The following is a 12,973-nucleotide window of genomic DNA, read 5'->3' on the forward strand; positions in this document are numbered from 1 at the left end:
GGGGCTTGCGCAGGGGACGTGGATCAGGCGGCGGGGTCTTCGCGACGGACCAGGGCGACGCCCTTGACCTGGGCGTAGACGGCGAGCCCCGCCTGCAGGCCGAGCTCGTTCCATGAGCGCTGGGTCACCCGCGACAGCAGCCGCGCGCCGCCGCCAGTCTCGCCGAGCCCCAGCAGGGCGGTGACGCGGTGGTCGGCCTGGCCGCGGATCTCGAGGATTTTTGCCCTGAGCACGTTGACGATCGTGCTGCGGCTCGGGGCGTCGACTGCCAAACTGACATCGTCGGCCAGTACGCGCAGGCGGCGCCGCGTGCCGGGCGCGAGCGGCTCGGCCGGCACCAGGAACCGGCCGCCGGACACTTCCAATGTCGCCATGCCGTCGCTCGCATCCTGCGCGGTGACGGTGGCATCGAGGCTTACGGCGGCGTCGCGCGACAGCGCGAGCGGCAGCGACAGATCGGCCTGGAGCGCGGCCAGCGGGCCCGACGCCAGCACGGCGCCATGGCGCATCAGCACCAGTTGATCGGCGAGCCGTTCGACCTCGGCGATGTCGTGGCTGATGTAGAGGATCGGCAGATCGAGCGCGGCATGCAGCCGCTCCAGATAGGGCAGGATCTCGTCCTTGGTCATCTGGTCGAGCGCCGACAGCGGCTCGTCCATCAGCAGCAGTTTGGGCTGGCTGAGCAGCGCCCGGCCGATGGCGACGCGCTGGCGCTCGCCGCCGGACAGATGCCGCGGCGAGCGCTCCAGCAGCCTGCCGATGCCGAGCAGGGCGATGACCTCGTCGAAGCCGATGGCGCCGCCGGTGCCCGGATGGCCGTACATCAGGTTGCGGCGAACGGAGAGGTGCGGAAACAGGTTGGCTTCCTGGAACACGTAGCCGATCGGACGCTGATGCACGGGGCGGAAGGTCTTCTCGTCCTGCCAGACGTCGCCGGCCACGGAGCATCGCCCGTCCAGGCGATTGAGGCCGGCGATGCAGCGCATCACGGCCGTCTTGCCGCAGCCGGACGGACCGAAGATCGCGGTCACGCCGCGGGCCGGCACCTCGAAGCGCGCATTCAATTCGAAGCGACCCAGCGTGCCGCGGAAGTCGACCTTCACGGTGCTCATGAGGCGCTTTTCGTCATCTTCTTCTCGATCAGCATCATCGTGAGAATGACGGCGAACGAGAACACCACCATGCCGAGCGCCAGCACCGAGGCCTCGGTCCATTGCGAGGTCTCGACATAGTCGTAGATCGCAACCGACAGCACCTTGGTCTTGCCGGGAATGCTGCCGCCGATCATCAGCACGACGCCGAACTCGCCGACGGTATGGGCGAAGCCGAGGATCGCGCCGGTGAGAAAGCCCGGGCTCGCGAGCGGCACTGCGATGGTCCAGAACGCCCGCCAGGGCGAGGCGCGCAAGGTGGCGGCCGCCTCCAGCGGCTTCTCGCCCATCGCCTCGAAGGCGTTGCGGATCGGCTGCACCACGAACGGCATTGAGAACAGCACCGAGCCGATGACGAGGCCGGGGAAGGTGAAGGCCAGCGTGCGCGCGCCCCACAGCGAGGCCAGCGCGCCGCCCGGGCCGCTCGGCCCGAGCGCGACCAGCAGATAGAAGCCGAGAACGGTCGGCGGCAGCACCAGCGGGATCGCTACCAGGGCCGCGACCGCCTCCTTCCACCACGCCCGCGTTCGCGCCAGCCACCACGCGATCGGCGTGCCCACGAGCATCAGGATGACGGTCGTGAACGCCGCGAGCTCGAGGGTCAGCCGGATCGGTTGCCAGATGTCGGACGAGACGTGCAGGTTCATCCGCGGAGTTTCATCGATGCAGGTGTGGCTCAGGTGCCGGATTTCGGATCCAGAGCATAGCCGAACTTCTCGATGACCGCACGGGCTTCCGGCGTCCTGAGGAAGGCGAGGAATGCGGTCGCCGCCTCGTTGCCGGCGGAGGCCTTCAGCAGCACGGCATCCTGCCGGATCTCGCTGTAGAGGTTCTGCGGCACCAGCCAGCGCGAGCCGCCGGCGTTCGGCATCAGCTGCGACAGCGCGACGAAGCCGAGCTCGGCATTGCCGGTGTCGACGAACTGGAACGCCTGCGAGATCGTATTGCCCTGGACGATCTTCGGCTGGATCGTCTCATAGAGCTTCAGCGCCTTCAGCGCCTCGATCGCGGCAGCGCCGTAGGGGGCGGCAGCGGGATTGGCGATCGAGAGCTTGTTGAACGCGTTCGCCTTCAGCGTTTCCTCGCCCTTCACCACATTCGCATCCTTGCTCCACAGCACGAGCTTGCCGATCGCGTAGGTGAATCGACTTTCCGGAACGCCGAGGCCTTCATCGACGAGCTTCTTCGGCCGTTCGTCGTCGGCGGAGAGCAGGATCGCGAACGGCGCGTTCTCCTTGATCTGGGTATAGAACTGCCCGGACGCGCCGAAGCTCAGCACCACCTCGTGACCTGTCTTGGCCTTGAACAGGCCCGCGATCTGCTTGGCCGGCTCGGTGAAGTTGGCGGCGACCGCGACATTGGCGCTGCCGGCAAAGGCGTTCGCGCCGGTCAGGAGGGCAACGGCCGCGCAGAGGGCGGCGGTGGCGAAGCGCATCGATCTCATCACATTGTCCTTGTTGTATTCACCAAACCGGGCTCGTTCCGGTGAATTGCAAGTCCCGTTCCGTCGCATCGGACCGGCGGCAAGCCGTGCTATATCCATTTGTATATATCAGAATAGACGGCGCGGCCGGTTCCCGTCAACACGAGGGCTGCCCTCGTGCCGGCGCGATGCGCGGCAATGTTCGAGGTTCGACAATCGTTGCGGCGACGTGTCGCAAATGCGACGGCCTGGGACCGCTGAGCCCCAGGCCATCGCAAGGCTAGGCCATGCGATCCCAGAGCTGCCGCACCAGCATGCCCGTGCGCTTCTCGATCGCGGCGGCGGCATCGAGCGCGAGGTCCTCGCGGTAGCGGCCGGCGATCAGTTGCACGCCGATCGGCTGGCCGTCGTGAACCGTGACAGGCACGACGGCGCCGGGCAGGCCGAGCACGTTGATCGCCGAGATGAAACGGATCTCGTTGAAGAAGATCTCCTGCACGCGCTCCGGGCTGACGGTGTCGTCGCGCGGACCCGGCGTCGGCTTGACCGTCGTCGGCGCCAGCACGACCGGATAGTCCTCGAAGAACAGCTGCCAGGCGCGGATATGCGTCGAGCGCTGCGCCGTCGCGTTCATCCAGCCGGCGAGATCGAGGATCTCCGCCTTGGCCCGCATCCCGCCCCACGCCTTGTGGAAGTCCTCCGATGTGACCGCCAGCATCTTGGCCTCCTGCATCACCACCACCTCCGTGGTGATGACGTCGCACCAGGTCTGCCAGACGCGGGAGATGTCGGGCACCTCGACCTCGCTGACGCGATAGCCGGAGCGCTCGAGATGGTCAGCGGCCTGCCGCAGCGCGGCGCGCACGGAGGGATCGACGTCCATGTCGTCGGGAATCTTGGCGAGCGCGACCTTGACCGGCCGCTTCGGCTTCTCGCCTTCGAGCGGCGCCGGTACCCACCAGGGGTCGCGCGGATCGCGCCGGCTCATCACCTCGAGCGCCAGCCGGACATCGGCCACGCTGCGCGCCAGCGGCCCCTGCGACGACATCAGATGCGCCAGCATCGGCCGCTCGGACGCGGCACTCTCATTGTAGGCGGGGATGCGTCCTTGCGTCGGCTTGATCGTCACGATGCCGTTGCAATGCGCCGGCCAGCGCAGCGAGCCGCCGATGTCGTTGCCATGCGCGATCGTGCCGATGCCGGCGGCGACCGCGGCGCCGGCGCCGCCGGACGAGCCGCCGCAGGTGATCTCGGGATCCCACGGATTGAGCGTCAGGCCATGCAGCGGATTGTCGGTGAAGCCGCGAAACGAGAATTCCGGCGTGTTGGTCAGGCCGAGCACGATCGCGCCGGCCCTCTTGAGGTTGCGCACGACAGGCGCGTCCGACGGCGCGATGATGCCCATCTGGGCCTTGACGCCATTGGGATTGGGCCGGCCCGCGTAGTCGACGTTCTCCTTGATCGTGACCGGCACGCCGTGCAGCAGGCCGCTCTTGTCGCGCGCCTTGTCGGCGGCTCGCGCGGCTTTCAAGGCCTCCTCGCTGAGGTCGACGACGACCGCATTGAGCTTGGGGTTGACCTCGTGCATGCGCGCGATGTGCGCCTGGGTCACCTCGACCGAGGAGACGGCGCCCGAGCGGATCGCCGCCGCCGTCTCGACCGCCGACCATTGCCAGGCCGGTCCCTTCGGCAGCCGCGGCTTTGGCGCGGCCGCCTTCGCCTGCAGCTTGGGCGATGTCTTCGCCTTTGTCTTGGCTGCGGGCTTCGCGTTGGCCGTCGCGTTCACGACACGTTTCAGGACCTGCCGGGCGGGCTTCGCCGCCGGCTTCTTCGCTGTCTTTGCCATTGTGTTTCCCCCCAGTTTCCGTCTCAGGCGACCGACATTGTCAGCGGCGGCTCGACCTCCGCGGGCAGCGGGCTGACATAGGGCGTGCGCGTCGTCCGCTTCTTCAGGTCGGCTTTTGCAGCCGCGATCAGCGCGGGCTCGTTGAGCGCCTTGATGCCGAGTCCGGCCATCGCCTTGGCGGCCTGCACCATCGCCTTGTGGGCGGCCGGCGTCTTGCCCTGCGCGACCACCTGCCAGGTGTGGAACGGCGTGCCGATCGCCACCGTCGGCGCATGCACCTGCACCGTCGGCACCACCCAGCTGACGTCGCCGACATCGGTCGAGCCGATCTGCGGATTGCGCTTGGTGTTGAGCGGCACCAGGAAGTCGGCGAGCGGCTTGTCGGTCGGCTCCATGCCGATGCTGTAGTAGACCGACTCGATGTCCTTGTCCGTCAGGGTCGCCTGGATCTGGCCGGCGAAATCCCGGTCGCCGTCATCGAAATGCGGCGGCCCGAGCTCCTGCATCACCTCGTACAGCGCCTCCTCGAGCGGCGTATTCGGCAGGATGTTGGAGACGGCGGAGATGATCTTCATCTCGACCTTGGTCTCGGTCATCATCGCCGCGCCCTGCGCGATCTTGTGCACGCGCCCGACCAGCTCGTTCATGCCGGGCAGGTCGCGGGCACGGATCGAGTAGCGCACGCGGGCATGCGCCTGCACCACGTTCGGCGCGATGCCGCCGGTGTCGAGCAGCGCGTAGTGCACGCGGGCGTCGCTCGGCATGTGCTCGCGCATGTAGTTGACGCCTACATTCATCAGCTCGACGGCGTCAAGCGCGCTGCGGCCGAGATGCGGCGAAGCGGCCGCATGCGAGGTGCGTCCGGTGAAGATGAAGTCGGCGCGGGTGTTGGCGAGCGAGGGCGTCATCACCACCTCCCAGAAGCTCGACGGATGCCAGGTGATGGCGATGTCGGCGTCCTCGAACGCGCCCGACCGCACCATGAAGGCCTTGGCGGCGCCGCCTTCCTCGGCCGGGCAGCCATAGTAGCGCACGCGCCCCGGAACCTTGTTGGCCGCCAGCCAGTCCTTCACCGCGGTGGCCGCGAGCAGCGCCGCCGAGCCGAGCAGATTGTGGCCGCAGCCATGGCCGTGGCCGCCGGTCTCGATCGGGCGATGCTCGGCGACGCCGGCTTCCTGAGAGAGGCCGGGCAGGGCGTCATACTCGCCCATGAAGGCGATGACCGGGCCGCCTTCGCCCCATTCGCCCATCAGCGCGGTCGGAATGCCCGCCACCTTCTCGGTGATGCGAAAGCCCTGGTGCTTCAGCTCGGCGAGATGTTCGGCAGACGAGCGGGCTTCGGTGTAGCAGACCTCGGGCATGCTCCAGACCCGGTCGCTGAGCTCGATGAAACGGGTCTTGATCGCGTCGACGCCGCGCCAGATCTCGCTGCGATTGTCCATCTCCGGTCTCGTCCTCTGCTGCCGATAGGAAGCCTATATGGTTATCAGCTAAGTTCCCGCGCGCCTAGCGATCCCCCACGGGATCAGCCATGCGGGCTGGTGTGGGGCCGGGCTTGACCTCTTAGAGCTGCAAGCCGGGGATGCCGCGATGGGATGCAACGCGATGATTTCGGCAGCGCAAATCGCCGGCGTCGGGGACCTGCGTTCTCACATTTCGGAACTGACGCTGTTCGCTGGTACCGCCGCAGTCCAGGAACGATCGCGGACGGTCCCTGTTCTCGCCTCGAGGAGCACGATCCATGCGTGCAGGGCCCATCACGATCATCGTCGCATTGCTGCTGATTCTCGCAGGCGCCGTCGTCTTCGCCTATCAGGGACTGACGCTGCCCGGCGACCCCATGCCGGCCGAGGGCTGGATCGCGCTGACGGTCGGCGTGGTGTTCTCGTTGATCGTGGGGATCGGGCTGATGGTGCTGCTGTTCTACAGCAGCCGCAAGGGCTACGACGAGCCGTCCCGGTTTCGGGCCGACGATCGGCCCGAATGAGCCGCTACTCCGGCCGCGGCGGATGCTGCGTGCGCGGATGCCGGTCGTGCAGGATCTTCGCCAACTGGTGGCGCAGGTCGTCATGGCCGCGCATCGCGGTCTCGAACAGCGCCTCCTGGATGTCGCGCGGCATCTCGCCCCATACGCTGATCGCGGCGTTCCCGAGCAGCTCCGCGAATCGGTTGTTGTCACCCATGCGGCACCTCCGGACGAGGTGACGTCCGTGCCCCGCGAAAGTTCCAAGCGGCCTATTGGGTGACGAACAGGACCGTGGCGATCGCCACCGATGCAGCGATGGCTGAGACGGTTCCGGTCGTTGACAACACGCCCATGCGCCGCAGCGCCGCTGCGAACACGATGATGATCGGCGTGACGGTGACGAGGCCGAGCTGTGCTTCGGTCATGGAATCTCCTCCCGACGGGATCGCCCACCCCTAGCGCAGTCGGGTGCCGCGCTGTTTGTGCACCGACAAAGAGCGCCTCTGCTCGCCTGGCTAGCTTCGCGACATCCATTCGGAGGGCACGATGTCGGCACTCGCATGCGAGACGGAGCAGGAGGAGCGCTGGGGCGTGCTCGACGGGCTGCCCGGCGACCCCATGATGTGGGTGCTGATCCTGAGCGAACTGGTCGCCTTCGGCCTGCTGCTCGGCGCCTTCATCGTCGCGCGCGTGATCAATCCGGTGGTGTTCGCGGCCGGGCAAGCCATCCTCGACGGACCGCTCGCCGCATTGAACACGATCGTGCTGGTGACGAGCGGCTGGGCCGCCGCGCGCGCCGCCGCGGCCGCACGCTGCGCATCGCCTCGCACGGCACGGCGATGGATCGCGCTGGCCATGATGCTCGGCGCTGCGTTCATCGTCATCAAGCTGACCGAATACGGCAACGAGATCGCGTCCGGCGCCGGCCTCGAATCGTCGGCCTTCTTCACGCTCTACTTTCTCCTGACGGGATTCCATCTGCTGCACGTCGCGCTCGGGATCGTGATCCTCGTCGTCGTCGGCCGTCGCGCCACGTCGAGCGGCGTCGAGACCGGGGCCGCATTCTGGCACATGGTCGATCTCGTCTGGATCGTCATGTTTCCGATTCTCTATCTGGTGGGATGAGCCATGTTCCGCGACCGACTCGATGGGGCCTGGCTGCAATTGCTGAGCTTCGCTCTCGCCACGCTCGCAGCCTCGCTGCTGGTGCCGAACAGATGGCTCGTCGATGCGCTGGTTCTCTCGCTCGCCGTGGCGAAGGGCAGGGTGATCGTGCGCGATTATCTCGGTCTGCGTGATGCGCCGGCGCTGTGGCGTGGCCTGCTCACCACCTGGCTCGCCGGTCTCGCTGCCTTTGCCGCGCTCGCGGTGATCCTCCGGGCTCTCGTCTGACATCCGATCGCCGCGCTCGTTGCGCCCCGACAAAGAGCCCTCCGGCGGCGCCGGTAGATTGCTCCCACACCATCCACCCTCACCAACCGGAAAGGACGTGTCATGGCGGAACGCCTGACCAAGTCGGCCGCGCGGAACGTCTTCTACGGCGGTTCGGCCTTCTTCTTTGCCATCTTCCTCGGGCTGACCGCGCACAGCCACTACTACATGGTCACCAGCTCGACCAATGCCTCGACCTTGTCGGCCTCCGTCGCGCGCGGCAAGCACGTCTGGGAGAGGAACTCCTGCATCAACTGCCACACGCTGCTCGGCGAAGGCGCCTATTTCGCACCTGAGGTCGGCAACGTCTGGGATCGCTGGGGCGGCCGGCAGGATCCGGCGGCGGCGCGCGAGATGCTGAAATCCTGGATGCAGTCGCAGCCCTCGGGCGCGCCCGGCCGGCGGCAGATGCCGCAGTTCAACCTGTCCGATCAGGAGCTCAACGACCTCGCCGACTTCCTGCAATGGACCGACACGATCAAGCGCCAGGACTGGCCGCCGAACAAGGCCGGCTGAGTCCCGCATCCCGCCCTTCATCCACGAGAGAGATCCGCGATGAGATATGAGACCCAGAAGGTCGCGATGCTGTATTTCTACGGCGCGCTGACGCTCTTCCTCGCCCAGGTCCTGTTCGGCCTGCTCGCCGGCACGATCTACGTGCTGCCGAACACGCTGTCGGTCCTGCTGCCCTTCAACATCGTCCGCATGATCCACACCAACGCGCTGATCGTGTGGTCGCTGATCGGCTTCATGGGCGCGACCTATTTCCTCCTGCCCGAGGAGACCGAGACCGAACTCTACAGCCCGCTGCTCGCCAAGATCCAGTTCTGGATGTTCTTCGGCGCCGCTGCTGCTGCCGTGGTCGGCTATCTCTTCCACTACCATGAGGGCCGCGAGTTCCTCGAGCAGCCCTTCATCATCAAGGTCGGCATCGTCGTGGTCTGCCTGATGTTCCTGTTCAACGTCACCATGACGGCGCTGAAGGGCCGCAAGACCACGGTGACCAACATCCTGCTGTTCGGGCTGTGGGGCGTGGCGATCTTCTTCCTGTTCGCGTTCTACAACCCGGCCAATCTGGCCGTCGACAAGATGTACTGGTGGTACATCGTCCATCTCTGGGTCGAGGGCGTCTGGGAGCTGATCATGGCCTCGATCCTGGCCTTCCTGATGATCAAGCTCAACGGCATCGACCGCGAGGTGGTCGAGAAGTGGCTCTACGTCATCATCGGTCTCGCGCTGTTCTCCGGCATCCTCGGCACCGGCCACCACTTCTACTGGATCGGCGCTCCCGGCTACTGGCAGTGGATCGGCTCGCTGTTCTCGACCCTCGAAGTCGCGCCGTTCTTCACCATGGTGATCTTCACGGTGCAGATGACCTTGAAGGCCGGCCGCAAGCATCCGAACTGCGCCGCGTTGCTGTGGTCCGTCGGCTGCTCCGTCATGGCCTTCCTCGGCGCCGGCGTGTGGGGCTTCCTGCACACGCTGTCCAGCGTGAACTACTACACGCACGGCACCCAGGTGACCGCCGCGCACGGCCATCTCGCCTTCTTCGGCGCCTATGTGATGCTGAATCTCGCCGTGATGGCCTATGCGGTCCCGCAGTTGCGGCAACGGGCGCCGTACAATCAGTGGCTCTCGATCGCGAGCTTCTGGATCATGTGCACGGCGATGATGGTGATGACCTTCGCCCTGACCTTCGCCGGCATCCTCCAGGTGCACCTGCAGCGCGTGCTCGGCCAGAGCTACATGGACGTGCAGGACCAGCTCGCGATGTTCTACTGGGTGCGGCTCGGCTCCGGCGTGTTCGTCGCGATCTCGGCGCTGATGTTTGTCTGGGCGGTGCTGGTGCCCGGCCGGACCAAGCCCGCGGTCATCCCCGGCGCCCTGCAGCCCGCGGAGTGAAGGCTGGCAGGCGGCGGCCCTGCGGTCGCCGCCTGTGGTTCCCGATTTTGGAGAAAGATCATGAAAGCCGCGCTGCACGCGATCGACACCGTTCCCTCGCTTCCGCCGTATACGCCGACCGCGAACGAATGCGCGTTGTTCGAGCATGCGTTCCGGCATCGGTTGCCGGTGCTGCTGAAGGGCCCGACCGGCTGCGGCAAGACCCGCTTCGTCGCCCACATGGCCGCGCGGCTCGGCCTGCCGCTGCACACGGTGGCCTGTCACGACGACCTCACCGCCGCCGATCTCACCGGCCGCTATCTGCTCAAGGGCGGCGACACGGTGTGGACCGACGGCCCGCTGACCCGCGCGGTGCGCGAGGGCGGCATCTGCTATCTCGACGAGGTCGTCGAGGCCCGCAAGGACGTCACCGTGGTACTGCATCCTCTCACCGACGACCGCCGCATCCTTCCACTGGAGCGGACCGGCGAGGAGCTCGTCGCGCCCGACGGTTTCATGCTCGTGGTATCCTACAATCCCGGCTATCAGTCGCTGCACAAGGCGCTCAAGCCGTCGACGCGGCAGCGCTTCATCGCGATCGAGTTCGGCTTCCTGCCGGCGGAGCAGGAGATCGCCGTGGTGGCCGCTGAGAGTGGATTGTCGCCCGATCGCGTGCGTCCGCTGGTGGCGCTGGCCCATCGGCTGCGCGCGCTGCAGGGCCACGATCTGGAGGAGGGCGTCTCGACCCGGCTGCTGGTCTACTGCGCCACGCTCGTTGCTGCCGGAACACCGGTTGCCGATGCCGTGCTCGCGGCGATGATCGAGCCGCTGACCGACGATGCCGACGTCAAGGCGGCGTTGCGCGAGGTCGCGCATGCCGTGATCGGGTGAGCCATGCTCGACTTCCTGGAGCTGGAGGAAACCGTCGGCCGCGCCTGGCATCGGCTGGTCGGCACGACGTCGAGCTATCCGGTCCATCCCGATCATGCCGTCGCGCTGAACGATGTCAGCGGCCGCATCGCCGTGATGTTCCGCGCGCTGGGCGGCGAGACCGGTGTGCAGATCGTAGGCGCCAGAGCGCGCAAGTCGGGCCATCGCCTCGGCTGGCGCCAGCGCATCGGCCTGGGGGACGAGTGCCTCGATCAGGCGGGCCGCGACGGCGCCACGGTGTTTCTCCCGGACACCATCGCGCTGCTGCCGGATCGCGCGCTCAACGCCCAGCTCTATCAGTGGCTCGCGGCGTGGTTCGCGACCATGCCGGCCGATCCGATCGCGGACAGTGATCCCTTGCGGCGGGATCTGCTCACGCTGCGCCGGGCGCATGAGACCACGATGGTGGTGCTGACGCGCTTCCCCGGATTGAACCGATCCTACGCCCAGCTCGCGCGCGCCCTGGCCGTGACCCGGCCGCGGCGTCCGCTGCCGCGTCTGGAGCAGCAGGTCGAGCTCATCGTCATGGCGCTGCTCGGGGCCGCGGTGCCGCCGAAGGGCGTGCTGTGGAACGCGGTGATCGCCGATGGCGAACTGCCGGCCACCGCGCCGCCCGGCTACCGGCCGATGCTGCCGTGTCCGTTGTGGGGCGATTGCTGGAGCCGCGCGCCCGTCGCGGCCGAACGTGACGACGACGACACGCCAACGCCGGCCGAGCAGGCCGAGACGCCTGACAGCCGCAAGCGCTTCGCGCGGCGCGAGCGCGACGATGCCGCCAAGCGCGATCCTTTTATCCTCAATCGCTTCGAGAAGATCCTCGCGATGGCGGAGATGGTCAACGTCGATCGTCCGTCCGACGACACCGATGATGACGATGCCCGCAAGGCCGCCGACGATCTCGATGAGCTGGCGATCTCCAGGCGCAAGGGGCGGCCGGCGAGCAAGCTCAAGTTCGATCTCGACCTGCCGCCGGAGGCGGTCGACACCGCGCGGCTCGACAGCGGCCGGCTTTATCCCGAATGGAATTATCGTAGCGGCGCCTATGTTCCCGATCATTGCCGCGTCGTCACCGGCGAGGCCGCCGAGACGGGCGAGACGTGGACGCCGGATGAGGCGATGCGCCGGCGTATCCGCAGCGTGCGGCGGCGCTTCGAGACCTTGCGGCCGCGCCACGAGGTGATGCGCGCCCAGGCCGACGGGCATGACCTCGACATCGACGCGCTGGTCCGTGCGCGCAGCGATCTCAATGCCGGCCATGGCGGGCTCGATCGCGTCCACCTCGCGATGCGTCCGCTGGCGCATGATCTCGCGGTAACGCTGCTGGCCGACGTCTCCTTGTCGACGGATGCGTGGATCGACGGCGTGCGCGTGCTCGACGTCGAGAAGGAAGCTCTTCTGGTGCTGGCGCACGGGCTGTCGGCCTGCGGCGACAGCCACAGCATCCTCACCTTCACGTCGCGGCGCAATTCCTGGGTCCGGCTGGAGACCGTGAAGGCGTTCGGCGAGACGATGAGCGGGCAGGTCGAGCGCCGCATCGGCGCGCTCAGGCCCGGCTACTACACGCGCATCGGCACGGCGGTGCGCCATTCCGCCGGCGAGCTCGCCGCGCGTCCCGAGCGCAAGCGGCTGCTGCTGGTGCTGACCGACGGCAAGCCGAACGACGTCGATCACTACGAGGGACGGTTCGCCATCGAGGACACGCGCAAGGCGGTCCAGGAGGCGCGCCGCGCCGGCGTGGCGGTGTTCGGCGTCACCATCGATACATCGGCGCAGTCGTATTTTCCGACCCTGTTCGGCCGCGGCGGTTACGCCATCGTCGGCAACATCCGCCGCTTGCCTGCGGCGCTGCCGGCGCTCTACCGGCAGCTCGCGCACTGAGCTCGCATGTATCAGGTCGCCGGTTCGCGCAATGTCCTGAGCGGCAGCGGCAGGTGGCCCATCAGCTTGTCGAACTCGCCGGGATCGAGCTTCTCCCACAGGATCTCGAAGATGCCGCGCGCCGCCTTGAGCGGATCGACCGGGAATTGCGGCGGCAGCTGGCGGAAGATGTCGTCGACGAATTCCTCGAGATGGCGGTCCTTGGTCGGCGTCGTCGCGTGATGCCAGCCCTCGTAGTAGATGCCGCGGATCAGCAGCGGCAGCTGGGCGCCGAAATTTGCCGCGGTGGCGAGCGGCAGCCGGTCGCGCAGCACATGCAGCACGGCGCGCAGCGCGCTGTAGGCCTGCTGGCGGCTTGCCAGCGCCAGCCGCTGCTCGATCGCCTTCAGCCAGATGTTGGTTTCCTGGACGGTGTGGTCCAGTGCGGTGACGCCGATCTCGCTCATCTGATTCTCCATGGCCATGCA

15 protein-coding genes are annotated in these 12,973 nt (G+C 67.3%); 7 read left to right on the forward strand and 8 right to left on the reverse strand.

All coding sequences use genetic code 11. The features are described from left to right. Nucleotides 1–23 precede the first annotated feature (23 nt). The 5 genes from modC to BRAS3809_RS33545 form a co-directional block, all read right to left on the reverse strand. Nucleotides 24–1,112, reverse strand: coding sequence for a molybdenum ABC transporter ATP-binding protein (gene modC / locus BRAS3809_RS33525; protein WP_008966456.1), 1,089 nt, complete (start codon nt 1,110–1,112; stop codon nt 24–26). Continuing rightward, entirely contained in the window at nt 1,109–1,798 is a 690-nt protein-coding gene (gene modB, locus BRAS3809_RS33530) for a molybdate ABC transporter permease subunit (RefSeq protein ID WP_008966457.1), read from the reverse strand. The genes modC and modB overlap by 4 nt, the downstream gene beginning before the upstream one ends. 29 nt (nt 1,799–1,827) lie before the next feature. Continuing rightward, nucleotides 1,828–2,595, reverse strand: coding sequence for a molybdate ABC transporter substrate-binding protein (modA, locus tag BRAS3809_RS33535; protein ID WP_008966458.1), 768 nt, complete (start codon nt 2,593–2,595; stop codon nt 1,828–1,830). Nucleotides 2,596–2,854: 259 nt separating this feature from the next. After that, entirely contained in the window at nt 2,855–4,420 is a 1,566-nt protein-coding gene (locus BRAS3809_RS33540; RefSeq protein ID WP_008966459.1) for an amidase family protein, read from the reverse strand. Between the two features lie 23 nt (nt 4,421–4,443). Further along, nucleotides 4,444–5,862 carry a M20 family metallopeptidase gene (locus BRAS3809_RS33545; RefSeq protein ID WP_008966460.1) on the reverse strand — a complete coding sequence of 473 codons (1,419 nt, stop codon included), beginning with the start codon at nt 5,860–5,862 and terminating at the stop codon, nt 4,444–4,446. 299 nt (nt 5,863–6,161) lie between these two features. Here BRAS3809_RS33545 and BRAS3809_RS33550 point away from each other — a divergent pair, with 299 nt between their 5' ends. Further along, nucleotides 6,162–6,407 (forward strand): hypothetical protein, encoded by a 246-nt coding sequence (locus BRAS3809_RS33550; RefSeq protein ID WP_008966461.1) that lies wholly within the window; start codon nt 6,162–6,164, stop codon nt 6,405–6,407. A 4-nt stretch (nt 6,408–6,411) separates the two neighbouring features. Here the strand turns inward: BRAS3809_RS33550 and BRAS3809_RS33555 are convergent, their stop codons facing one another. Next, nucleotides 6,412–6,603 (reverse strand): hypothetical protein, encoded by a 192-nt coding sequence (locus tag BRAS3809_RS33555; RefSeq protein ID WP_008966462.1) that lies wholly within the window; start codon nt 6,601–6,603, stop codon nt 6,412–6,414. Between the two features lie 52 nt (nt 6,604–6,655). Continuing rightward, entirely contained in the window at nt 6,656–6,811 is a 156-nt protein-coding gene (locus BRAS3809_RS36950; RefSeq protein WP_008966463.1) for a hypothetical protein, read from the reverse strand. A 121-nt stretch (nt 6,812–6,932) separates the two neighbouring features. Between BRAS3809_RS36950 and BRAS3809_RS33560 the strand changes: the two genes are divergently transcribed. From BRAS3809_RS33560 to BRAS3809_RS33585, 6 genes are all read left to right on the forward strand, one after another. Continuing rightward, entirely contained in the window at nt 6,933–7,511 is a 579-nt protein-coding gene (locus BRAS3809_RS33560; RefSeq protein ID WP_008966464.1) for a cytochrome c oxidase subunit 3 family protein, read from the forward strand. Nucleotides 7,512–7,514: 3 nt separating this feature from the next. After that, nucleotides 7,515–7,778: a cytochrome C oxidase subunit IV family protein gene (locus tag BRAS3809_RS33565; protein WP_008966465.1), complete on the forward strand. Its 264-nt coding sequence runs from the start codon at nt 7,515–7,517 to the stop codon at nt 7,776–7,778. A 102-nt stretch (nt 7,779–7,880) separates the two neighbouring features. After that, nucleotides 7,881–8,333: a c-type cytochrome gene (locus BRAS3809_RS33570; protein WP_008966466.1), complete on the forward strand. Its 453-nt coding sequence runs from the start codon at nt 7,881–7,883 to the stop codon at nt 8,331–8,333. Nucleotides 8,334–8,372: 39 nt separating this feature from the next. Beyond that, nucleotides 8,373–9,719 carry a cbb3-type cytochrome c oxidase subunit I gene (locus BRAS3809_RS33575; protein ID WP_008966467.1) on the forward strand — a complete coding sequence of 449 codons (1,347 nt, stop codon included), beginning with the start codon at nt 8,373–8,375 and terminating at the stop codon, nt 9,717–9,719. 60 nt (nt 9,720–9,779) lie between these two features. Continuing rightward, nucleotides 9,780–10,589: a CbbQ/NirQ/NorQ/GpvN family protein gene (locus tag BRAS3809_RS33580; RefSeq protein WP_008966468.1), complete on the forward strand. Its 810-nt coding sequence runs from the start codon at nt 9,780–9,782 to the stop codon at nt 10,587–10,589. A gap of 3 nt (nt 10,590–10,592) precedes the next feature. Next, nucleotides 10,593–12,506: a nitric oxide reductase activation protein NorD gene (locus BRAS3809_RS33585; RefSeq protein WP_008966469.1), complete on the forward strand. Its 1,914-nt coding sequence runs from the start codon at nt 10,593–10,595 to the stop codon at nt 12,504–12,506. Between the two features lie 11 nt (nt 12,507–12,517). On the opposite strand, the gene BRAS3809_RS33590 is transcribed toward BRAS3809_RS33585, so the two are convergent. Next, nucleotides 12,518–12,973 (reverse strand): DUF2267 domain-containing protein (locus BRAS3809_RS33590; RefSeq protein ID WP_240535837.1); only part of this gene is annotated, 456 nt, incomplete at its 5' end.

It is taken from the genome of Bradyrhizobium sp. STM 3809, from assembly GCF_000239795.1.
Lineage (GTDB): Bacteria > Pseudomonadota > Alphaproteobacteria > Rhizobiales > Xanthobacteraceae > Bradyrhizobium.